The organism is Streptomyces sp. JJ36 (assembly GCF_021696945.1).
Classification (GTDB): domain Bacteria; phylum Actinomycetota; class Actinomycetes; order Streptomycetales; family Streptomycetaceae; genus Streptomyces.
This window is the reverse complement of the sequence record NZ_JACYHE010000002.1, coordinates 23,740-45,534: the sequence shown is the minus strand read 5'-3', so window position 1 is coordinate 45,534 and position 21,795 is coordinate 23,740. Positions and strand designations below refer to the sequence as shown.

Sequence of the window (21,795 nt, the reverse complement as noted above, 5' to 3'; positions counted from 1 at the left end):
CCCGCCGGGCGGGCACAGGCTCCGGCCGCCCGGGTCAGCGGCCGTTGAACGCGTCCTTCAGGCGGGAGAAGAGCCCCTGCTGCCCCGGCTGGAACTGGCCCTGCGGCCGCTCCTCGCCGCGCAGCGTGGCGAGCCGGCGCAGCAGCTCCTCCTCCTCCGGCTCCAGCTTGGTCGGCGTCAACACCTCGACGTGCACGATGAGCTGGCCGCGGCCGCCGCCGCGCAGGTGGGTGACGCCGCGCTCGTGCAGCGGGATCGACTGGCCGGACTGGGTGCCGGGCCGGATGTCGACCTCCTCCATGCCGTCCAGCGTCTCCAGCGGCACCTTGGTGCCGAGGGCGGCCGCCGTCATCGGGATGGTGACCGTGCAGTGCAGGTCGTCCCCGCGGCGCTGGAAGACGGAGTGCGGGGTCTCGTGGATCTCGACGTAGAGGTCGCCGGCCGGGCCGCCGCCGGGGCCGACCTCGCCCTCGCCGGCGAGCTGGATGCGCGTGCCGTTGTCCACACCCGCCGGGATCTTCACGGTGAGGGTGCGCCGGGAGCGGATCCGCCCGTCGCCCGCGCACTCCGGGCAGGGCGTGGGCACGACGGTGCCGAAGCCCTGGCACTGCGGGCAGGGCCGGGAGGTCATGACCTGGCCGAGGAAGGAGCGGGTGACCTGGGAGACCTCACCGCGGCCGCGGCACATGTCGCAGGTCTGCGCGGAGGTGCCGGGGGCCGCACCCTCGCCGCTGCACGTGCCGCACACGATCGCGGTGTCGACCTGGATCTCCTTGGTGGTGCCGAAGGTGGCCTCCTCCAGGTCGATGTCCAGGCGGATCATGGCGTCCTGGCCCCGGCGGGTGCGGGACCGCGGCCCGCGCTGCGAGGCGGTGCCGAAGAAGGCGTCCATGATGTCGGAGAAGTTCCCGAAGCCGGCGCCGAAGCCGCCCGCGCCGCCGCCGGCCGCGCCGGCCGCCGGGTCCCCGCCGAGGTCGTAGACCTGCTTCTTCTGCGGGTCGGAGAGCACCTCGTAGGCGGTGTTGATCTCCTTGAAGCGCTCCTGCGTCTTCGGGTCCGGATTGACGTCCGGGTGCAGCTCCCGGGCCAGCCGCCGGAAGGCCTTCTTGATCTCGTCCTGCGAAGCGTCACGCTGCACGCCGAGGACCGCGTAGTAGTCCGTCGCCACTTACGACTCCGCGAGAATCTGTCCGACGTAACGTGCCACTGCGCGTACCGCTCCCATCGTTCCGGGGTAATCCATGCGGGTCGGTCCGACCACGCCGAGTTTGGCGACCGCCTCGTCGCCCGAACCGTAACCGACGGATACGACCGATGTGGAACTCAGGCCCTCGTGGGCGTTCTCATGCCCGATACGTACGGTCATGCCGGAGTCCGTGGCCTCGCCCAGCAGCTTGAGCAGCACGACCTGCTCCTCCAGCGCCTCCAGCACCGGCCGGATGGTGAGCGGGAAGTCGTGGCCGAAGCGGGTGAGATTGGCGGTGCCGCCGATCATCAGCCGTTCCTCGGTCTCCTCGACCAGCGTCTCCAGCAGCGTCGCCAGGACGGCGGAGATCGCACCGCGGTCCTCCGCGTCGAAGGCCTCCGGCAGGTCCTGGACCAGCCGCGGCACCGCGGTGAAGCGCTCGCCCGTCACCGCGCTGTTCAGCCGGGCGCGCAGATCCGCGACGGTGGCCTCGCCGAGCGGCGCGGGGGTGTCCACCATGCGCTGCTCGACCCGGCCGGTGTCGGTGATGAGCACCAGCATCAGCCGCGCGGGCGCCAGCGACAGCAGTTCGACGTGGCGCACCGTGGAACGGGTCAGCGAGGGGTACTGGACGACGGCGACCTGCCGGGTGAGCTGCGCCAGCAGCCGCACCGTCCGGCCGACCACGTCGTCCAGGTCCACGGCGCCCTCCAGGAAGTTCTGGATGGCGCGGCGCTCGGGCGAGGACAGCGGCTTGACGCCGGCCAGCTTGTCCACGAAGAGGCGGTATCCCTTGTCGGTGGGGATGCGGCCCGCGCTGGTGTGCGGCTGGGCGATGTAGCCCTCGTCCTCCAGCGCGGCCATGTCGTTGCGCACGGTCGCCGGCGAGACCTGCAGGTTGTGCCGCTCGGTGAGCGCCTTCGACCCGACGGGCTCCTCCGTGCCGACGTAGTCCTGCACGATGGCGCGGAGCACCTCGAGTCTGCGTTCGCTGAGCATGCCGCACCTCCCGTTACGGGCGTGATCTCCCGAAAGTACCGACCGCTTGGCACTCTCCGTAGGTGAGTGCCAGTATCCCCGGCGCCCAGTGTACGGCCGGGTGCCAGCCCCCGGGCAAGGGCGGACCCGCCGGGGTGACGCGCGACGCACACTCCGCGCCGGGGCGCGGGCGGGCCGGTGCCGCTAGCGTCGTCGTATGGACGCCGCTTGGGAAGAGCTCGCACCGGGGGTCCTGCGCCGCCGGCTGCCCGGCTGGGACGCCACCACCGGGGCCGTGGCCGGTCCGGACGGGGTGCTGGTGGTGGACACCGGCGCCACCCTCGCCGAAGGCGCGGCGGTACGGGCCGGGGCGCGCGAGCGCCTGGGGCACCCGGTGACGCATGTCGCTCTCACCCATCCGCACTTCGACCACGTGCTGGGAACCCCGGCCTTCACCGGCGCGGAGGTGTACGGCGCGGTGGGCCTCGGCACCGTGCTGACCGGCCGCGGCCGGGAGGAGCTGCGGCGGGACGCCGTACGGCACGGGGTGGACCCGGAGGAGGCGGCCCGGGCGGCGGAGGCGCTGGAGCCGCCGGGGCACCCGGTGAGCGGGGAACTCACCCTCTCGCTCGGCGGCACCCGGCAGGTGCTGCTGGCCAACGTGGGTCCCGGGCACACCTGCCACGACCTGGCCGTGCTGGTCCCGGGCGCGGGCCCCGGCGACCCCGAGGTGGTGTTCTGCGGCGACCTGGTGGAGGAGTCCGGGGAGCCGCAGGCGGGCCCGGACGCGCGCCCCGCCCGGTGGCCGGCGGCCCTGGACCGGCTGCTGGCGCTCGGCGGCGAGGACGCGGTGTACGTGCCGGGGCACGGCGCCGTGGTCGACGCCGCCTTCGTCCGCGCCCAGCGGGACGCGCTGGCCCGGCGCTTCGGCGCCGGCTGACCGGCGCGGGCGCCCGGCACGGGCACGCCGGTGCGGGAGGGCGGGGACAATACCCCCCATGCGAAGTCGCTCGTACGACCCCGATCTGACCCCGCCGTGGAAGCGCCGACGGCCCGTGCCCGAGGTGCCGGCGGACACCGGCCTGGTGGTGGAGGAGGTGACCACCGGGTTCTGCGGTGCGGTGATCCGCTGCGAGAAGACGGCCGGGGGCCCGGCGGTCACGCTGGAGGACCGCTTCGGCGCGCACCGGGTCTTCCCCCTGGAGCCGCGCGGCTTCCTGCTGGACGGCCGCACCGTCACGCTCGTCCGCCCCCGCTCGGCGGCCCCGGCGGCGCCCGCCCCGCCGCAGCGCACCGCCTCCGGCTCCGTGGCCGTTCCGGACGCCCCGCCCCGGGTGGCCCGCGCCGGCCGGATCTACGTGGAGGGCCGGCACGACGCCGAGCTGGTGGAGCAGGTGTGGGGCGACGACCTGCGCGTCGAGGGCGTCGTGGTGGAGTACCTGGAGGGCGTGGACGACCTCCCCGCGCTGGTGGAGGCCTTCGGCCCGGGCCCCGACGCCCGGCTCGGGGTGCTGGTGGACCACCTGGTGCCGGGCTCCAAGGAGTCCCGCATCGCGGCTGCGGTCACCGGACCGGACGTCCTGGTGGTGGGACACCCGTACGTGGACGTCTGGGAGGCGGTGAAGCCCTCCTCCCTGGGCATCGAGGCCTGGCCGCGGGTGCCGCGCGGGCAGGACTGGAAGACGGGCGTGTGCGAGGCGCTGGGCTGGCCGGCGCAGACCGGCACGGCGTGGCGGCGGATCCTGGGCGCCGTGCACTCGTTCCGGGATCTGGAGCCGGCGCTGCTGGGGCGGGTCGAGGAGCTGATCGACTTCGTCACCGCGCCGGGCACGGAGGAGCCGCGCCCCTGACGGCCGGCCGGTGCGGCAGCGCGCAGCGGGCAACGGCGCGCCGTACCGGCGGGCCGTACCTGCGGGCCGGTCACCGAGAGAGCCGGGAAGGGGCGGCACGCACCCGGCAACCGTGCCGCCGGGTGGGGCCCGCCCCGGCGCGCGGCGCCGGCCGGGCGGCTCCGGGCACGCGCCGTGGGCCGCCCGGAGCCGGAGCCCCAGCGCGGCCTGCACCGCGCCGTGCGAGGGGCAGCGTGGGCGGGGCCGTGCTCAGTCCACCAGGTCGCGGACCACCGCGTCGGCCAGCAGCCGCCCGCGCAGCGTGAGCACGGCGCTGCCGCGCTCGTACGGCTCGGGGTCCAGCAGCCCCTCGGCCAGGGCCCGCTCCGCGGCCCGGGCGCCGTCGGGGGCCAGCAGCGACAGCGGGCAGCCGCGGGAGAGCCGCAGCTCCAGCAGGATCCGCTCCACCCGGCGGTCCTCCTCCCCGAGCAGCTCCCGGCCCGCGCCGGGCGAGCGGCCCCCGGTCAGCGCCTGTGCGTACGCCCCGGGGTGCTTGACGTTCCACCAGCGCACACCGCCGACGTGGCTGTGCGCGCCGGGCCCGGCGCCCCACCAGTCGGCGCCGGTCCAGTACAGCTCGTTGTGCCGGCAGCGCCCGGCCGGGGTGCGCGCCCAGTTGGAGACCTCGTACCAGCGGAAGCCGGCGTCCGCGAGCATCTCCTCCGCGATCAGATAGCGGTCCGCCTGGACGTCGTCCTGCGTCGGCGGCACCTCGCCGCGGCGGATCCGGCGGGCCAGCCGGGTGCCCTCCTCCACGATCAGCGCGTACGCGGAGACGTGGTCGGGCCCCGCCCCGATCGCGGCCGCCAGCGAGTCCCGCCAGTCCTGGTCGGACTCGCCGGGGGTGCCGTAGATCAGGTCGAGGTTGACGTGCGAGAAGCCCGCCGCGCGCGCCTCGGCCACGCACTCCTCGGGGCGGCCGGGCGTGTGGGTGCGCTCCAGGACCTCCAGCACGTGCGGGCGGGCGCTCTGCATGCCGAACGAGATGCGGTTGAAGCCCGCCTCGCGCAGCGCGGCGAGCGAGCGGGGGCCGACCGAGTCGGGATTGGCCTCGGTGGTGATCTCGGCGTGCTCCGCCAGCCCGAACTCCTCCCGCACGGCCGCGAGCATCCGGCCCAGGTCGGCGGGGGGCAGCAGGGTGGGCGTGCCGCCGCCGACGAAGACCGTCTCCACCGGACGCGGGTCGTCGCCGAGCACCTTGCGGGCGAGGCGGATCTCCTCGGTCACCAGGGCCGCGTAGCCGTCGCGGGTGCTCGCCGCGCCGCCGGAACCGCGCAGTTCGTCCGCGGTGTAGGTGTTGAAGTCGCAGTAGCCGCAGCGGGTGGTGCAGTACGGGACGTGCAGGTAGAAGCCGAGCGGACGGCCGGCCGACCCGGCCGTCGCGGACGGGGGCAGGGAACCGTCCGGCGGCACGGGGTCGCCGTCGGGGAGTGCGGAGGGCATGGCCCCCATTGTCCCTCACGCGGGGCGGACGGCGCCCGGCACGGGGACGACCGCGGCGCCGGGCTCCCGGCCGCCCCGCCGCCGGGAGCCCGGCGGAGGCGGCCCGGGGCGGCGGGGACGGCGCCCGGCTCAGGCCTCGCGGGCCCCGTCGTACATCTCCTCGATCAGGTGACCGAACTCGCGCTCCACGACCGGCCGCTTCAGCTTGAGGCTGGGAGTCAGCTCGCCGTGCTCGACGTCCAGGTCCCGCGGCAGCACCCGGAACTTCTTGATCGTCTGCCAGCGCTGCAGGCCGCCGTTGAGCTCCTCGACATAGCCCTCGATCAGCCTCCGGACCTCCTCGGAGACGACGATCTCGGAGTACGGCAGGCCCTTCAGGTTCTCCTGGTCGTTCGCCCACTCGGTGAGGGTGGGCTCGTCGAGGGCGATCAGGGCGGTGCAGTAGTTCCGGTCGGCGCCGTGCACCAGGATGTTGGAGACGTACGGGCAGATCGCCTTGAACTGGCCCTCCACCTCCGCGGGGGCGATGTACTTGCCGCCGGAGGTCTTGATCAGGTCCTTCTTGCGGTCCGTGATCCGCAGGTAGCCGTCCGCGGAGAGCTCGCCGATGTCGCCGGTGTGGAACCAGCCGTCGTCCTCCAGCACCTCGGCGGTCTTCTCCGGCAGCCCGTGGTAGCCCTCCATGATCCCCGGACCGCGGAGCAGGATCTCGCCGTCGTCCGCGATGCGCACCTCGGTGCCGGGCAGCGGCTTGCCGACGGTGCCGGTGCGGTACGCCTCGCCGGGGTTGACGAAGCTGGCGGCGCTGGACTCGGTGAGGCCGTAGCCCTCCAGGATGTGGATGCCGGCGCCGGAGAAGAAGTACCCGATGTCCGGCGCCAGCGCCGCGGAGCCGGAGATGCAGGCCCGGAGGTTGCCGCCGAAGGCCTCCCGCAGCTTGGCGTAGACGAGCCGGTCGGCGATGGCGTGCCGGGCCTTGAGCCCGGCCGGGGCGCTCGCGGTACCCGTGCGGCGGAAGTTCTCCTGGGTGACCCGGCCGTACTCGCGGGCGACTCCGGCCGCCCACTGGAAGATCTTGTACTTGGCCGCACCACCCGCCTTCGCCTTGGCGGCGACGCCGTTGTAGACCTTCTCGAAGATCCGCGGGACGGCGGCCATGTAGGTCGGCCGGACCACGGGCAAATTCTCGATGATCTTGTCCACGCGGCCGTCCACGGCCGTCACATGGCCGACCTCGACCTGTGCCGCGGTCAGCACCTTGCCGAAGACGTGCGCCAGCGGCAGCCACAGGTACTGCACGTCCTCGCCGGTGACCAGGCCGGTCTGGGCGATCGCCTTGGCCATGTACGCCCAGCAGTCGTGCGGAAGCCGCACGCCCTTGGGGCGGCCGGTGGTGCCGGAGGTGTAGATCAGGGTGGCCAACTGGTCCGAGCGGAGCGCGGCCACCGCGTCCCGGACCGCGTCCGGGTGCTTCTCCAGGTGGGCGTTGCCGCGGCGGATGAGGTCGGCGAGAGAGAGCACCCAGTCCTCGGGGTCGCCGGGCTCGGCGAGAGCGTCCGCCTCCTCGATCACCACCACGTGGGAGAGGCGGGGCAGCTCGGCCCGCTTCTCCCGCGCCTTGGCGAGCTGGGCGGCGTCCTCGGCGATCAGCACCCGGCTCTCGGAGTCGGCCAGGATGTAGGCCGTCTCCTCGGCGTTGGTGCTCGGGTAGACCGTGGTGGTCGCCGCACCCGAGCAGAGCACACCGAAGTCGCAGAGGATCCAGTCGACCCGGGTGCCGGAGGCGAGGGCGACCCGCTCCTCCGGCTGCACTCCGAGGGCCATCAGCCCCGCCGCGACGGCGAAGACCCGCTCGGCCGCCTGCCCCCAGGTGTAGGACCGCCACTCGTCCGTGCCCTCCCCCGAGGCGGACGGGACCGGGTAGCGGTAGGCCTCCGTCTCCGGGGTGGCGGCCACCCGCTCCAGGAACAACGTCGCCACGGAGGGCGGCCGGTTTTCGATCAGGGACTGTGTGTCGCTCACGACATCCTCCGGGCCGGCGTCTGGTACGTGCGTGGGAGGCTCCTTGTGACTGACGAGTAACTAGGGAGCCGCGCTCAGAGTAGAGCGCCCGGGCCGCGTACGTAAGGGGTCTGCCCGGTGGTCGATACCCGAGCGTGACCAGGCCACCGGGGCCTGCGGCCGGTCGCCACCGGATCGCCACAGGGCTCACACGAGCGGGCGGCGGCCGTGAGACCGCCGCCCGCAATTCGCCCGGACGGGCGAGCGCACCCGCTCCGGGGGCACGCGCCGGGCGCCCGCCCGTGCCGCGTCACTTCTTGGCGGTCTTGCCGTCGCCCTCGCCGTCGGAGGAGAGCGCGGCGATGAAGGCCTCCTGCGGGACCTCCACCCGGCCCACCACCTTCATGCGCTTCTTGCCCTCCTTCTGCTTCTCCAGCAGCTTCCGCTTCCGGGAGATGTCACCGCCGTAGCACTTGGCGAGCACGTCCTTGCGGATCGCGCGCACCGTCTCCCGGGCGATCACCCGGGAGCCGACGGCGGCCTGGATGGGCACCTCGAACTGCTGCCGCGGGATGAGCTCCCGCAGCCGGCCGGCCATCCGCACGCCGTAGCTGTACGCCTTGTCCTTGTGGACGATCGCGGAGAAGGCGTCCACCTTGTCCCCCTGCAGCAGGATGTCGACCTTCACCAGGTCGGAGGCCTGCTCGCCGGAGGGCTCGTAGTCGAGCGAGGCGTAGCCCCGGGTCTTGGACTTCAGCGCGTCGAAGAAGTCGAAGACGATCTCCGCCAGCGGCAGGGTGTAGCGCAGCTCCACCCGGTCCTCCGAGAGGTAGTCCATCCCCTGGAGGTTGCCGCGGCGCGCCTGGCACAGCTCCATGATCGCGCCGACGAACTCGCTGGGCGCCAGCAGGGTGGCCCGCACCATCGGCTCGTGGACCTTGTCGATCTTCCCGGTGGGGAACTCGGTGGGGTTGGTGACGGTGTGCTGGGTGCCGTCCTCCATGTCCACGCGGTAGACGACGTTCGGCGCGGTGGCGATCAGGTCGAGGCCGAACTCACGCTCCAGCCGCTCCCGGATGACCTCCAGATGCAGCAGCCCGAGGAAGCCGACCCGGAAGCCGAAACCCAGCGCGGCCGAGGTCTCCGGCTCGTAGACCAGCGCGGCGTCGTTCAGCCGCAGCTTGTCCAGGGCGTCGCGCAGCAGCGGGTAGTCGGAGCCGTCCAGCGGGTAGAGCCCGGAGAACACCATGGGCTTGGGGTCCTTGTAGCCGCTGAGCGGCTCGGCGGCGCCCTTGTTCTGCTGGGTGACGGTGTCGCCCACCTTGGACTGGCGCACGTCCTTCACGCCCGTGATCAGATAGCCGACCTCCCCGACGCCGAGACCGTCCGCGGGCGTCATCTCGGGAGAGTTGGTGCCGATCTCCAGCAGCTCGTGCGTCGCGTCGGTCGACATCATGCGGATGCGCTCGCGCCTGCTGAGCTGCCCGTCGACTACCTTCACATAGGTGACGACCCCGCGGTAGGCGTCGTAGACGGAGTCGAAGATCATGGCCCGGGCGGGCGAGTCGGCCACGCCGACGGGCGCCGGCACCTGCCGCACGACCTCGTCCAGCAGTTCCCCGACACCCTCGCCGGTCTTCGCCGAGACCCGGTGCACGTCCTCCGGCTCACAGCCGATGAGGTGGGCGAGCTCGGCGGCGAACTTCTCCGGCTGAGCGGCGGGCAGGTCGATCTTGTTGAGCACCGGGATGATGACGAGGTCGTGCTCCATCGCCAGATAGAGGTTGGCGAGCGTCTGCGCCTCGATGCCCTGGGCGGCGTCGACCAGCAGGATGCAGCCCTCGCAGGCCGCGAGCGAGCGGGAGACCTCGTAGGTGAAGTCGACGTGGCCCGGCGTGTCGATCATGTTCAGGATGTGCGTGGTGCCGTCGCCCCCGCCGTCCGAGGGCGCCCAGGGCATCCGCACCGCCTGGGACTTGATCGTGATGCCGCGCTCGCGCTCGATGTCCATGCGGTCCAGGTACTGCGCACGCATCTGGCGCTCCTCGACGATGCCCGTGATCTGGAGCATGCGGTCGGCGAGCGTCGACTTGCCGTGGTCGATGTGCGCGATGATGCAGAAGTTACGGATCTGCGCCGGGTCGGTACGGCTCGGCTCCGGCACGTTCGATGGGGTCGCGGGCACGCAGAGGTCCTGTCGGGTGGTGAGTGCGGGTGAGTCTCTCGTCGGTTGTCTCCCCCATCGTCCCATGAGCGCCCGGCGACGCCCGTACGCACCCGGTCACGGGTCCGATTCGGGGGTCGCGGGCCCGGCTGGTAGCCTGGTCCACTGTGCCTCGTGCCCGGTGGAACGGGCTCCGGGGCGCTTCGTGTGAGGCACTTCACAGCGGGCTCCACGCGGGAGGACATCCCGGGCGGACGCGCGTGACGCCGGCACGGGACATCACCGAGACAGTACTGACCCGCAAAGGCTCATTCGTGGCGAACATCAAGTCCCAGATCAAGCGGATCAAGACCAACGAGAAGGCGCGCCAGCGCAACAAGGCGGTCAAGTCCGAGCTGAAGACCGCGATCCGTCGCACCCGTGAGGCCGTGGCCGCCGGCGACGCCGAGAAGGCGAACACCGCCGCCCGCGAGGCCGCGCGCAAGCTCGACAAGGCCGTCAGCAAGGGCGTCCTGCACAAGAACAACGCCGCCAACAAGAAGTCGGCGCTCGCCAAGACGGTCTCCTCCCTCAAGGGCTGACCGCCGGGCGGCCGCGGACGCTCCGCGTCCGCGCGCCCCGGCAGCCGGAACGGCCCCGGCGGGCCCTCTCACTCCGCCTCCGTCCCGGCATCCGTGCACGACACCGCGCCGCACGCGGCCTGCGTTCGCCACGCGGGTGCGGCGCACCACAGCTCTCCACGGTGGCCCCGCCTCCGGCCCTTCCCCAGGCCGGGCGGGGCCACCGGTGCGTTCCGTCCGTCCGGGACGCGCCCCGGAACGCTCAGCGGGAGCGGGCCGCCCGGGCGACGGCGAGCACCGCCTGCTCCAGGGCGTACTCCGGGTCGTCCCCGCCGCCCTTGACGCCCGCGTCCGCCGCGGCCACCGCGCGCAACGCGGAGGCCACCCCGTCCGCGGACCAGCCGCGCATCTGCTGGCGGACCCGGTCCACCTTCCAGGGCGGCATGCCCAGCTCCCTGGCGAGGTCCGCGGGCCGCAGGCCGCGCGGGGCCGAGGCGAGCTTGCCGATGGCCCGCACGCCCTGCGCCAGAGCGCTGGTGACCAGCACCGGGGCCACGCCCGTCGCCAGCGACCAGCGCAGCGCCTCCAGGGCCTCCGCCGCCCGCCCCTCGACCGCCCGGTCCGCGACCGTGAAGCTGGAGGCCTCCGCCCGGCCGGTGTAGTACCGGGAGACCACCGCGTCGTCGATGGTGCCCTCGACGTCGGCCGTGAGCTGGGAGCACGCCGAGGCCAGCTCCCGCAGATCGCTGCCTATGGCGTCCACCAGGGCCTGGCACGCCTCGGGTGTCGCCGAACGCCCCGCCGCGCGGAACTCGCCGCGCACGAAGGCGAGACGGTCGGCAGGCCGGGTGAGTTTCGCGCACGCCACCTCCCGGGCCCCGGCCTTCCGGGCGGCGTCCAGCAGCCCCTTTCCCCGGGCACCGCCGGCGTGCAGCAGCACCAAAGTGATCTCCTCGGCCGGCGCCCCCAGATACGCCTTCACGTCCTTCACGCTGTCCGCCGCGAGCTCGTGGGCGGTGCGCACCACGACCACCTTCCGCTCCGCGAAGAGCGACGGGCTGGTCAGCTCGGCAAGGGTGCCCGGCTGGAGATCGGCGGAGGCGAGCTCCCGCACGTCGGTGTCCGGGTCGGCCGCGCGCGCGGCGGCCACCACCTGCTGCACGGCGCGGTCGAGCAGCAGTTCCTCCTGCCCCACCGCCAGGGTGACGGGGGCCAGCGGGTCGTCCGGGGTCGTGTTCCTGCGCGTACCAGCCATCGGGGACAGCATCCCACGCCCCGCCGACAGTCCCGCCCGCCGGAGCCGGGACAATGCCCGGGTGACCGACGTACGACACATTCTGGTGCTGCCCGAGCGGGACGCGGCCGAGGAGGTCGCGGAGGAGCTGCGGGACCGCTGCGGGCTGGCGGAGGAGCCGCCGGTGGTCCGGGAGGCGCTGGCCGGGGAGGACGACGCCGAGGACGCGCAGTGGCTCGTCGTCCTGGAGGGCCCGGCGGCACACGGCCTGGACCCCGCGGAACTGGACGCGCTGACCGCTGTGCACGACGGCTGGCGGGAGCGGGACTGATCCCGCGCACCGCCGCGTCACAGGGCTGCGTGCGCCAGGAGGCCCCCGGACGCCCGGGGACCGCGCTGCGAGCGGTCCGGCTTTCGGCAGGTCCGGGCCGCCGTCGGCGCCACCGCGCACGCTGCGCCGCGGAGCGCCCGGCTCCGGGGGCCCGGCGTGCGCGGCGCCCGGCCCTGCCGGCCCGGCCCGCGGAGGTGCGCACCCGGCCTCCGGCGGTGACGGCCAGCGCCCCGTCGGTGTCGGTACGCAGCACCGTCGCGCCCCGGCCCCCCAGGGTGGCCAGGGTGCGGGGCGAGGGATGTCCGTAGGGGTTCTCCTCTCCGCAACTGATCAGGGCGATCCGGGGCCGCAGCCGGGCCAGCAGCGCCGGGTCCTGGAAGGCGGAGCCGTGGTGCGCCACCTTCAGCACGTCCACCGGCGGCAGGTCCGGATGGGCCGTCAGCAGGCGCCGCTGGGCCGGGGGTTCGAGGTCGCCGGGGAGCAGCGCCGTGAGCCGCCCGGTATGCACGAGCAGGGTCACGCTGGCGTCGTTCGCCTCGTCCTCGCCGCCGGGCGCGGCGGCCGCTCCGCCTGCCGGGAATCGGCCCGGCGGCCACAGCACCCGCCAGCGGAGCGGCCCGAGGCGGCGCCGTTCTCCGGGGACGGACCGCACCACCGGGACACCGGCCGCCCGTGCCGTCCGGCGCACGAACTCCGCCTGCTCGCGCGGTTCCTCGAGCCCGGTGACCTGGACGGCGCCGACCGCCCGGCCGCGCAGGGCGCCCGGCAGCCCGGCGACATGGTCCGCGTGGAAGTGGGTGAGGACCAGCAGCGGCAGCGCGGTGACGCCCAGCGTGCGCAGACACCGGTCGACGGCCTCCGGATCCGGGCCGGCGTCCACCAGCACGGCCGAACCGTCGCCCGCGTTCAGCACCAGCGCGTCTCCCTGGCCGACGTCGCAGGCGACCAGCCGCCAGCCGGCGGGCGGCCAGCCGGTGAGCACCCGGGTGAGCGGGGGCGGGCGGACCAGGGCGAGCAGCAGCAGGGCGGCGGCCGCGGCGCTGAGCCAGAGCCGGGCGCGCGGGCGGAGCCGGCGGGCGGCCGGCGGCAGCGCCGCGATCAGCCCAGCGAGCAGCGCCGCCAGCAGCAGCGCGCCGCCGGAGCCGTCCGGCCAGGCCAGGGTGGCGCCCGGGACCGCCGCGCCCGTCCTCGCGATCACCGCGATCGTGCCTGCCGGCCAGGCCGCGAGGCCGGCCAGCGCCTCGGCCACGGGGAGCGCGAGCGGCGCGGCGCCGAGCGCCGCGAAGCCCAGTACGGTGGCGGGCGCCACGGCGAACTCGGCCAGCAGGTTGCACGGCACCGCGACGAGGCTGACGTGCCCCGCGAGCAGCGCGACCACCGGGGCGCAGGCGGCCTGGGCCGCGGCCGCGGCGGCCAGCGCCTCGGCGAGCCGCCCCGGCACCCCGCGGCGGCGCAGCGCCCGGCTCCAGCGCGGGGCCAGGGTGAGGAGGGAACCGGTGGCGAGCACGGAGAGGAGGAAACCCGCGTCCCGGGCCAGCCAGGGGTCGTACAGCACCAGCAGCAGCACGGCGGCGGCCAGGGCGGGAAGCAGCGCCCGCCGGCGGCCGGTACCGATCGCCGCGATGGTGATCAGCCCGCAGGCGGCGGCGCGCAGGACGCTGGGCTCGGGGCGGCACACCAGGACGAAGCCGAGCACCAGCAGCGCCGCCAGCACGGCCGTGACCCGCAGGGACAGGCCCAGCCGGGGTGCCAGGCCGCGCCGCTCCGCCCGCGCGGCGGTGCCGGGCGGGCCGATGAGCAGCACCAGCAGCACCGTCAGATTGCCCCCGCTGACCGCGAGCAAGTGCAGCATGTCCGTGGTGCGGAAGGCGTCGTGCAGCCGGTCCGGGATGCGGGAGGTGTCACCGACCACCAGCCCGGGGAGCAGCGCGCGGGCGTCGGGCGGCAGCCCGTCGGTGGCCTGCCGCAGCCCGGCCCGGAGCCGTCCGGCCACCCGCTGGGCGGTGCTCGGGGGCCGCACGACCACCGGGTGGGCGGCCTCCCGCACCCGCAGCAGGGCGGCCGGGGGACGGCCGCCGCGGCGGCCCTCGCCGGGCGGGGCGAACCGCGCCTCGACCCGGAGCCCGGTGGACGGCAGCAGCCGCAGCCATGCCGCGGCGGGGTCCTCCGGCAGGCTGCCGCGGGCGGCGGGCGCTGCGGGGGAGCCCCCGCCTGCCGGCGCCCTGGCGGTCTCCGGCAGGCGCACCAGGAGCAGCACCGGGGTGCGTACGGACCGCGTGCCGGCGCCCGGCACCGTCACCCGGCGCGCCTCAGCCGGGACGACGATCAGTCCCGGGGTGCGGCGGGACCCGCGCACGCCGGGCCCGGTGCGGCGGGGGTCTCCGGTGACCGTGACCTCGGCGGTGGCTTCGCCGTAGCCGGCGGCGAGCCCGGGGACCGGGCCGCGGTGCAGGTCCGCCGCGTGCAGGGCGGCGGAGGCGGCGGCCGCGGCCGCGCACAGCACCGTGCAGGCGGCGGTGACGGCGGCCGTGCGTCGGGGCCGCGGCCGGCGCGGCGCCGGGGGCCGTGCGGGCTCCGGACTGGGTGCGGGCTCCCGTTTCCGGGCGGGCTGCAGGCTCCGTGCGGGCTGGTCGCCGGCCGGTGCGGGGGCGCGCGCGGCCGGGCGCGGACCGGACGAGCCGGCATCCGCACCTCCCGGCCGGGCAGCAGACGACGCCCCCGGACCGCGCGGCCCGGGGGTGCGCCCGGGACCCGGACGGCGGGCCCGGAGCAGCAGCACCGCGGCCAGTACGCAGCCCACCGCCACCCCGGTGGCCGCCGTGCGGCCGGAGACACCCAGGGCCAGCGCGGCCCCGCCCCAGGCTCCGAGAGCCGGGGGCAGCAGTCGCAGGTCCGCGGGGCCCGCCCGGCGGGGTGCCGCGGCACCGAGCGGATGTGTGGCCGCCGCGTGCACCGCGGCGCGGCCCTGCCGCTCCCCTTGCGGGGTCGGCTCCCCGGCGGGCAGGGCCCTCGGCCGTGCCACGGCAGTCCCGGCCCGGGGCGGCGTCATGGTCCGACCCGGGACCGGAGCTCGGCGAACCGGGCGTCACCGATCCCGTGGACGTCGCGGAGCTCCCCGATCGAGCGGAAGCCGCCGTGTGCGGTGCGGTAGTCGATGATGTGGCGGGCCAGCACGGGCCCCACCCCGGGCAGCGTCTCCAGCTCCGCGGCGGTGGCGGAGCTGAGGCTGATCCGGTCGCCGGGCTCCGCGGCGCCCGCGGAGGGAACACCTGCCGGGCCGGCAGCCGGCGGCGGGGTCGCGCCGACGACGATCTGTTCGCCGTCCACCAGCCGGCGGGCCCGGTTGAGCCGGGCGAGCGCCTCCGGGTCCGTCCCGGGACGCACTCCGCCCGCCGCCTCCAGGGCATCCCCGACCCGGGCCCCCGCGGGCAGCCGGTGCACGCCGGGCTCCCGGACGTCCCCGGCGATGTCCACCAGGAGCCGGGCCCCGGACCCGCCCTGCGAGGCGTCCGGACGGTGCACGCCCGGGTGGGGCAGCGCCTCCGCCGTCGCGGGGGCGCCGGCCTCCGGCACCGGCACGGAGTCCGGGCGTCCCGTCGCGTAGTGGTGCACCGCGAAGCCCACCGCGGCCAGCAGCACCAGGGCGAGCGCGGCGACCGTCCGGGGCTCGACACCGCAGCGCAGCCGCCACCACAGCGGGAGCCGCTCCCGGACGACCGTGCGGAACCGGGCCCACGGACGCCGCCCGGGGCCGTCGCCGGGCTCCGGGGCGGGCGCGGTCGCCGGGCCGGGGGCCCCAGCGGGCGGAGCCGGGGGCGTGGCGGGCGGAGCCGGGTGCGCCGCGGGGGCCACGGCGGCGGGTCCGGTGGGTCGTCCCGGCTCGTCGGGACGACCCACCGCTGCCGCGTGGTGTGCACCGGGCCGAGGGCGGTGGCGAGTCGCGGGCCGGGTGCGCGCGCCGCCCGTGCCTCCGGGGCGCCGGGCGGCGTCCTTCCGGACACCGTCCCCCTCGCCGTCCCCGGGTGTCCGCTGCCGGGCGGGCCGCACCACGCGGGCCGCGGGGGGCCACCGTCCCTCCGCCGTGCGGCTCTCCCGCACTGCGCGACGTGCGGCGGCCACGGCCACCGGCCGGGGCAGCGGCCCCCGGAGGAGGTCGCTGCGCCGCAGCACCCGGCACCCCCGCCCGGCGGGCACCGGTGTGGGGCGTGGTCCGGGACCGCCCGGGCGCGGGGGGCCCGCGCCCCGGCCCGGGGCCGCGACGGAACCGGGCTCCGTCCGGGCATGCGTCCCGGCCGGCGTCGGCCGGGTGCCCCGCCCCGTGGGCGAGGGCTCCCACCCGGCGTCCCGGGAAGGCACCGGGGACGCTGGTCCGGCGGCGGCGCCCGCAGGCGGCGGGGCGGCAGCCGGGAGACGCACCGGCGGGGCCGCCCCCGGGCGTCGGGGCGGTGGTGGCGCCGCGGCACGGGAGAGCCGCCCGGGAGACGACGGGCCGCCGCCGGCACCCCGCACCGGCGGCGGTGGCCCCGCGGCACGGAGGCGCGCCTCCGGGGACACGCCAGGAGCCCGGCCGACCGGGGCCTGCCCGGACAGCGGCCCGGCGCTCCCGGCGGGCGACTCCGGGGACACGCTGGGGGTCGTGCCCGCCGCCACCGGCCCGGCAGCGGGCGAAAACCGCCCCGGGGACGACAACCCCGCGCCAGCCCCCCGCACCGACGGTGGGAGAGCGCCACGGGCGGACGGCTCCGGGGACAAGCCCGGGGCGGGTTCCCCCGGGTCCGGCCCCGGGGCGCGGGAGGGCCGCCCGGTCGCCGGGTCCGTCGCCGGGGGAAGGAGCGTGACGGCGCGGGTGCGGGGGCCCGGAGGCGGAGGCGGGGCGCCCGGGGTGTGGCGGCCGCGAAGAGCACGTCGGCCCGGGCCCCGGGTGTCGTGGCGTGAGCGACTGGTCATGGCGCACGACCGTAGGCGCCCGGCGAGCGCCGCGGTGATCATGACCGGATTCGGTGGACAACTCGCCGGTTGTGGACAACTCGGTCCCCCGGCGGGGTGGTTCAGCGCGGTGAGACGACGACCCCGAGCAGCCCCGGTCCGGTGTGCGCCCCGATCACCGCGCCGACCTCGCTCACATGGAGCCCGGCCAGCCCCGGCACCCGCTCGCGGAGCCGCTCGGCGAGCTGGTCCGCGCGGTCCGCGGCGGCCAGATGGTGCACCGCGATGTCCACCCGCGCCTCCCCGGCGCGTTCCACGGCGATCTCCTCCAGCCGGGCCACGGCCCGGGAGGCCGTGCGGACCTTCTCGAGCATGCCGATCCGGCCCTCCGTCAGCTCCAGCAGCGGCTTCACCGCCAGCGCGGAGCCGAGCAGGGCCTGTGCGGCGCCGATGCGGCCGCCCCGGCGCAGATAGTCCAGGGTGTCGACGTAGAAGTAGGCCGAGGTGCCCTCCGCCCGCTTCTCGGCCGCCGCGACGACCTCGTCCAGGGTGCCGCCCGCGCCGGCCGTCTCCGCGGCCGCCAGCGCGCAGAAGCCGAGGGCCATGGCGACCATGCCGGTGTCCACCACCCGCACGGGCACCGGCGCGTCGCGGGCGGCCAGCAGGGCGGCGTCGTGGGTGCCGGAGAACTCCGCGGAAAGGTGAAGCGACACCACACCCTCCGCACCCGCCTCGGCGGCCGCCCGGTAGGTCTCGGCGAACATCTCCGGACCGGGCCGTGAGGTGGTGACCGGCCGCCGCTTCCGCAGCGCCTCGGCCAGGGAGCGGGCGGAGATCTCGGTCCCCTCCTCGAGCGCCGCGTCACCGAGCACCACGGTCAGCGGAACGCAGCGGATGCCGTGCTCCTCCCGGGCCGTCTGCGGCAGATAGGCCGTGGAATCAGTGACGATCGCGACATGGCGGGACATGAGCTGGAGGTTATCTCGCGAGGACCGTGCCGGGCACCGCAGGCCGCCGGGCGGTGCGGGGACCTGCACAGATGTGCGAGATCACGAGGCGCCCTGTGGGCGGCCCTTGCCGAGGTCGGGGAAGTTCCGCGGCCGCTCCCCGCGGCCGGGCTCCTCCGGCACCGGTTCGGCGGTCTCCCGCCCCGCCGTGCCGGGCAGCCCGGTGCCGGGCAGCCCCGGGCCCGGGTCCGCCCCCCTGCCCGGGAGCGCGCGCTCGCCGCCCGGGTCCGCCGCCTGCCCGCCGGAGCCGGAAGCCGCCTCCCGGGCCGTGGCGTCCCGGTGCGCCGGGTCCCCGGTCCGCCCGCCCGGCCGTCCGTCCGGCAGCCCGTCGACGCGGTCCCGGCCGCCGGGCAGCGGCGGCTCCTGCCAGCCGCGCAGCGCGCCGGACTCGATCTCGATCTGGTCCCGGAGGGAGGCGAGCCCGTCGGCGTCGTACTGCCGGGCCCGGTCCTGGGCGGCGAAGCGCAGGGAGTCGGCGGACTCCCGGATGGCCCGGGCTCGCTCGCGCGCGTCGGGCAGCCGCTCGGCGACCCGGGCGCGGTCCGGCTCCCGCTCCATCAGCAGCCGCAGCTCGCCGTCGAGCTGCCGGGCGTGCTCGTGCAGCCGGTCGAGCAGCCCCAGGGCCTCGCGCAGCGACGGGTCGTCGGGGGCGGCGGCCTGCAGCGCGGTGCGGGTGCTGTCGATCGACGAGCGCAGTTCCAGGCGCACCCGGGCGACCTCCCCCACCGGGCCGGGCTGGGCCGTCCTGGCCTTGAGCGAGGTGTCCTCCACCGTGCGCCGCACTTGGGCGGTCGTCCGCTCCACGCCGCGCCGGACGGCGCGCACCGTGCGGACGGTGGCGATCACGCCCAGCACCACGCAGAGCGCGAAGATCAGGGCCACGACACCGATGACGAATTCCACCCCGAGCTCCCTCGTCCGGTTCCGGACTGCCGTGCCGGTGCCACCGGTCTTCCGGTCCGCCGACCCTCCCAGCGTAAACGGACGGCGGCGGCCCCGGGTTCCGCCGGACCCGGAGCGGCCCCGCATCCGCCCCCTGAGGAGCCGGGCCGGCGGCGCTCCGGCCGGGAGCGCCGCCGGGAACGGTCACACCGTCACGCCGTCACGCGTCACGCCGGGACGATGTTGACCAGCTTGGGGGCGCGCACGATCACCTTGCGGACGTCCGCGCCGCCCAGGGCGTTCACCACGGCCGGCTCGGCCAGCGCGGCCTGTTCCAGCTCCGCCTCCGGGACGGACGGGGAGACCTCCAGCCGGGCCTTGACCTTGCCCTTGACCTGGACCACGCAGGTGACCGTCTCGTCCACCACGTAGGCCGGGTCGGCGACGGGGAAGTCCGCGTGCACCACGGAGGTGTCGTGGCCCAGCCGCCGCCACAGCTCCTCGGCGACGTGCGGGGCGAGCGGCGCGATGAGCAGCACCAGGCGCTCGGCGACGGAGCGGGAGACCCGGCCCTGCTTGGTGACGTGGTTGTTCAGCTCCGTCACCTTGGCGATGGCGGTGTTGAAGCGCAGCTCGGCCAGGTCCTGGCGGACGCCGTCGATCGCCTTGTGCAGGGCGCGCAGCGTCTCCTCGTCCGGTTCCTCCCCGGTGACCCGGACCTCGCCGGTGGTCTCGTCCACCACGTTCCGCCACAGCCGCTGGAGCAGCCGGTACTGGCCGACGACCGCGCGGGTGTCCCAGGGCCGGGAGACGTCCAGCGGGCCCATGGCCAGCTCGTACAGGCGCAGGGTGTCGGCGCCGTACTCCGCGCAGATCTCGTCGGGGGTGACCGCGTTCTTCAGGGACTTGCCCATCTTGCCCAGCAGCCGGGTGACCTTCTCGCCCCGGTACCAGTAGGCGCCGTCCCGCTCCTCGACCTCGGCTGCCGGCACGGCGATGCCACGGGCGTCGCGGTAGACGTACGCCTGGATCATGCCCTGGTTGAACAGCTTGTGGAAGGGCTCGGCCGAGGAGATGTGGCCCAGGTCGAAGAGGACCTTGGACCAGAAGCGGGCGTACAGCAGGTGCAGCACGGCGTGCTCGGCGCCGCCCACGTACAGGTCCACGCCGCCGGTGGGCATGCCCTCACGGGGGCCCATCCAGTAGCGCTCGACGGCGGGGTCGACCGGCCGGTCGGGGTTGTGCGGGTCCAGGTAGCGCAGCTCGTACCAGCAGGAGCCGGCCCAGTTGGGCATGGTGTTGGTCTCCCGGCGGTACGGCCGGGGGCCACGGCCGTCGCCCAGGTCCAGGGTGACGTTCACCCAGCCCTCGTTCCGGGAGAGCGGGGTCTCGGGCTGGGTGTCGGCGGCGTCCGCGTCGAAGGTGCGCGGCGCGTAGTCGTCCACCTCCGGCAGTTCCAGCGGCAGCATCGACTCGGGCAGGGCGTGCGCGATGCCGTCCTCGTCGTAGACGATGGGGAAGGGCTCGCCCCAGTACCGCTGACGGCTGAAGAGCCAGTCGCGCAGCCGGTAGTTGACGGTGCCCTCGCCGATGCCCTGCTCCTCCAGCCAGGCGGTGATCCGCTCCTTGGCGGCGGTGACGTCCAGCCCGTCCAGGGTGACCCGCTGCCCGGCCGAGTTGACCAGCTTCGCGTCGTACGCGACGAAGGCGTCGTCCCAGGCGGCGGGGTCGGTGCCGCGGTCGTCCGTCGGCTGGACGACGCACCGCATGGGCAGCTCGAACGCGCGGGCGAAGGCGAAGTCCCGGTGGTCGTGGGCGGGGACGGCCATGATGGCGCCGGTGCCGTACCCCATCAGCACGTAGTCGGCGATGAACACCGGCACCCGCTCGCCGCTGACCGGGTTGGTGGCGTAGGCGCCGGTGAAGACGCCGGTCTTGTCCTTGGCCTCGGCCTGGCGCTCCACGTCGGACTTGGCCGCGGCCTGGGCGCGGTAGGCGGCGACGGCCTCCGCCGGGGTGGCGTACCCGCCGGTCCAGGCCTCGCGGGTGCCCTCGGGCCAGGCGTCGGGGACGACGGAGGCCGCGTGCCCCTCACCGGAGACCAGGTCGTGCTCGGGCGCCAGCACCATGTAGGTGGCGCCGAACAGGGTGTCCTGACGGGTCGTGAACACCGTGATCGCGGACTGCTCCTCGCCGTGCGCGGTGGCCACGGGGAAGTCCACCCGGGCGCCCTCGCTGCGGCCGATCCAGTTCCGCTGCTGCAGCTTGATGGCCTCGGGCCAGTCCAGGCCCTCCAGGTCGTCCAGCAGGCGCTCGGCGTAGGCGGTGATGCGCATGTTCCACTGCCGCAGCTTGGCCTTGAAGACCGGGTAGTTGCCGCGCTCGGAGCGGCCCTCGGCGGTGACCTCCTCGTTGGCCAGCACGGTGCCCAGGCCGGGGCACCAGTTCACCGGCGCGTCGGAGGCGTACGCCAGCCGGTACTCGCCCAGCAGGTCGGCGCGTTCGGCGGCGTTCAGCTCCGCCCAGGGGCCCCAGGCGCCGGGGGTGGCGCGGCGGCCGCTCTCGAACTCCGCGACCAGCTCGTCGATCGGGCGGGCCCGCCGGGCCTCGGGGTCGTACCAGGAGTTGAAGATCTGCAGGAAGATCCACTGGGTCCACTTGTAGTAGTCCGGGTCGATCGTCGCGAAGGACCGGCGCTGGTCGTGGCCCAGGCCCAGCCGGCGGAGCTGCGCCTTCATGGTGACGATGTTCGCCTCGGTGGACTCCCGCGGGTGCGTGCCGGTCTGTACCGCGTACTGCTCGGCGGGCAGGCCGAAGGCGTCGAAGCCCAGGGTGTGCAGGACGTTGTGCCCGGTCATGCGCTGGAAGCGGGCGAAGACATCGGTGGCGATGTACCCCAGCGGGTGCCCCACGTGCAGGCCGGACCCGGACGGATAGGGGAACATGTCCATGATGAACTTCTTGGGCCGGGCGGCGGTCCCCTCGTCCCCGCCCAGCTCGCCGCCGCCCGGGTTGGGAGCCTCGTAGGTGCCGTTCTTCTCCCAGAAGTCCTGCCAGCGCGCCTCGATGTCGGCGGCCAGCGCCGCCGTGTAGCGATGGGGGGCCGCGGTCTGAGCCGCTGCGGGGGTCGTCTCGCTCATCGTCCTCAAAGCTCCATCGGTCGTCTCTGCACAGCACATGAAAAAACCCCTCGC

Annotated in this window: 14 protein-coding genes and 1 pseudogene; 4 read left to right on the top strand and 11 right to left on the bottom strand. The window is 75.5% G+C overall.

The features are described 5' to 3' along the window. Positions 1–34: 34 nt before the first annotated feature. Together dnaJ and hrcA are read right to left on the bottom strand one after the other, a co-directional pair. Complete coding sequence (gene dnaJ, locus HOY81_RS01095) at positions 35–1,168, bottom strand: molecular chaperone DnaJ (RefSeq protein ID WP_237316993.1); 1,134 nt, start codon at positions 1,166–1,168, stop codon at positions 35–37. Next, positions 1,169–2,185 carry a heat-inducible transcriptional repressor HrcA gene (gene hrcA / locus HOY81_RS01090; protein ID WP_237316992.1) on the bottom strand — a complete coding sequence of 339 codons (1,017 nt, stop codon included), beginning with the start codon at positions 2,183–2,185 and terminating at the stop codon, positions 1,169–1,171. Between the two features lie 196 nt (positions 2,186–2,381). Here hrcA and HOY81_RS01085 point away from each other — a divergent pair, with 196 nt between their 5' ends. Further along, positions 2,382–3,104, top strand: a complete 723-nt coding sequence (locus HOY81_RS01085) for an MBL fold metallo-hydrolase (protein ID WP_237316990.1) — start codon at positions 2,382–2,384, stop codon at positions 3,102–3,104. Between the two features lie 58 nt (positions 3,105–3,162). Beyond that, a complete protein-coding gene (locus HOY81_RS01080; RefSeq protein WP_237316988.1) occupies positions 3,163–4,014 on the top strand; it encodes a DUF3097 domain-containing protein in 852 nt (283 codons plus the stop codon). Between the two features lie 249 nt (positions 4,015–4,263). Here HOY81_RS01080 and hemW read toward each other — a convergent pair whose 3' ends face one another. The 3 genes from hemW to lepA form a co-directional block, all read right to left on the bottom strand. Next, on the bottom strand, positions 4,264–5,496 hold the full coding sequence (hemW, locus tag HOY81_RS01075; RefSeq protein ID WP_237316986.1) for a radical SAM family heme chaperone HemW: 1,233 nt from the start codon (positions 5,494–5,496) through the stop codon (positions 4,264–4,266). A gap of 129 nt (positions 5,497–5,625) precedes the next feature. Further along, positions 5,626–7,518, bottom strand: coding sequence for a long-chain fatty acid--CoA ligase (locus HOY81_RS01070; protein WP_237316984.1), 1,893 nt, complete (start codon positions 7,516–7,518; stop codon positions 5,626–5,628). Positions 7,519–7,807: 289 nt separating this feature from the next. Beyond that, positions 7,808–9,682, bottom strand: a complete 1,875-nt coding sequence (gene lepA, locus HOY81_RS01065) for a translation elongation factor 4 (protein WP_237316982.1) — start codon at positions 9,680–9,682, stop codon at positions 7,808–7,810. 293 nt (positions 9,683–9,975) lie between these two features. Here lepA and rpsT point away from each other — a divergent pair, with 293 nt between their 5' ends. Further along, positions 9,976–10,242 carry a 30S ribosomal protein S20 gene (gene rpsT, locus HOY81_RS01060; RefSeq protein ID WP_237316979.1) on the top strand — a complete coding sequence of 89 codons (267 nt, stop codon included), beginning with the start codon at positions 9,976–9,978 and terminating at the stop codon, positions 10,240–10,242. A 241-nt stretch (positions 10,243–10,483) separates the two neighbouring features. On the opposite strand, the gene holA is transcribed toward rpsT, so the two are convergent. Next, on the bottom strand, positions 10,484–11,476 hold the full coding sequence (holA, locus tag HOY81_RS01055; RefSeq protein ID WP_237316977.1) for a DNA polymerase III subunit delta: 993 nt from the start codon (positions 11,474–11,476) through the stop codon (positions 10,484–10,486). A 61-nt stretch (positions 11,477–11,537) separates the two neighbouring features. Between holA and HOY81_RS01050 the strand changes: the two genes are divergently transcribed. Beyond that, the gene (locus tag HOY81_RS01050) at positions 11,538–11,786 is read left to right on the top strand and encodes a hypothetical protein (RefSeq protein WP_237317247.1); all 249 of its coding nucleotides are present in this window, start codon (positions 11,538–11,540) and stop codon (positions 11,784–11,786) included. A gap of 214 nt (positions 11,787–12,000) precedes the next feature. Here HOY81_RS01050 and HOY81_RS01045 read toward each other — a convergent pair. The 5 genes and pseudogenes from HOY81_RS01045 to HOY81_RS01025 form a co-directional block, all read right to left on the bottom strand. Next, a pseudogene (locus HOY81_RS01045) lies at positions 12,001–14,739 on the bottom strand (ComEC/Rec2 family competence protein); the annotation flags it as partial. Between the two features lie 92 nt (positions 14,740–14,831). Next, positions 14,832–15,683, bottom strand: a complete 852-nt coding sequence (locus HOY81_RS27640; protein WP_237316975.1) for a ComEA family DNA-binding protein — start codon at positions 15,681–15,683, stop codon at positions 14,832–14,834. A gap of 1,151 nt (positions 15,684–16,834) precedes the next feature. Further along, on the bottom strand, positions 16,835–17,680 hold the full coding sequence (locus HOY81_RS01035) for a DegV family protein (protein WP_237316973.1): 846 nt from the start codon (positions 17,678–17,680) through the stop codon (positions 16,835–16,837). An 81-nt stretch (positions 17,681–17,761) separates the two neighbouring features. Then, positions 17,762–18,622: a hypothetical protein gene (locus tag HOY81_RS01030; protein WP_237316970.1), complete on the bottom strand. Its 861-nt coding sequence runs from the start codon at positions 18,620–18,622 to the stop codon at positions 17,762–17,764. Positions 18,623–18,828: 206 nt separating this feature from the next. Further along, positions 18,829–21,741 carry a leucine--tRNA ligase gene (locus HOY81_RS01025; protein WP_237316968.1) on the bottom strand — a complete coding sequence of 971 codons (2,913 nt, stop codon included), beginning with the start codon at positions 21,739–21,741 and terminating at the stop codon, positions 18,829–18,831. Between the last annotated feature and the right edge of the window lie 54 nt (positions 21,742–21,795).

Bases quoted from the DNA above. Each gene is read 5' to 3' on its own strand.
- HOY81_RS01085 (WP_237316990.1), top strand. From the start codon at position 2,382: ATGGACGCCGCTTGGGAAGAGCTCGCACCGGGGGTCCTGCGCCGCCGG.
- holA (WP_237316977.1), bottom strand. From the start codon at position 11,476: ATGGCTGGTACGCGCAGGAACACGACCCCGGACGACCCGCTGGCCCCC.
- HOY81_RS01080 (WP_237316988.1), top strand. From the start codon at position 3,163: ATGCGAAGTCGCTCGTACGACCCCGATCTGACCCCGCCGTGGAAGCGC.
- hemW (WP_237316986.1), bottom strand. From the start codon at position 5,496: ATGCCCTCCGCACTCCCCGACGGCGACCCCGTGCCGCCGGACGGTTCC.
- HOY81_RS01025 (WP_237316968.1), bottom strand. From the start codon at position 21,741: ATGAGCGAGACGACCCCCGCAGCGGCTCAGACCGCGGCCCCCCATCGC.
- hrcA (WP_237316992.1), bottom strand. From the start codon at position 2,185: ATGCTCAGCGAACGCAGACTCGAGGTGCTCCGCGCCATCGTGCAGGAC.
- HOY81_RS01035 (WP_237316973.1), bottom strand. From the start codon at position 17,680: ATGTCCCGCCATGTCGCGATCGTCACTGATTCCACGGCCTATCTGCCG.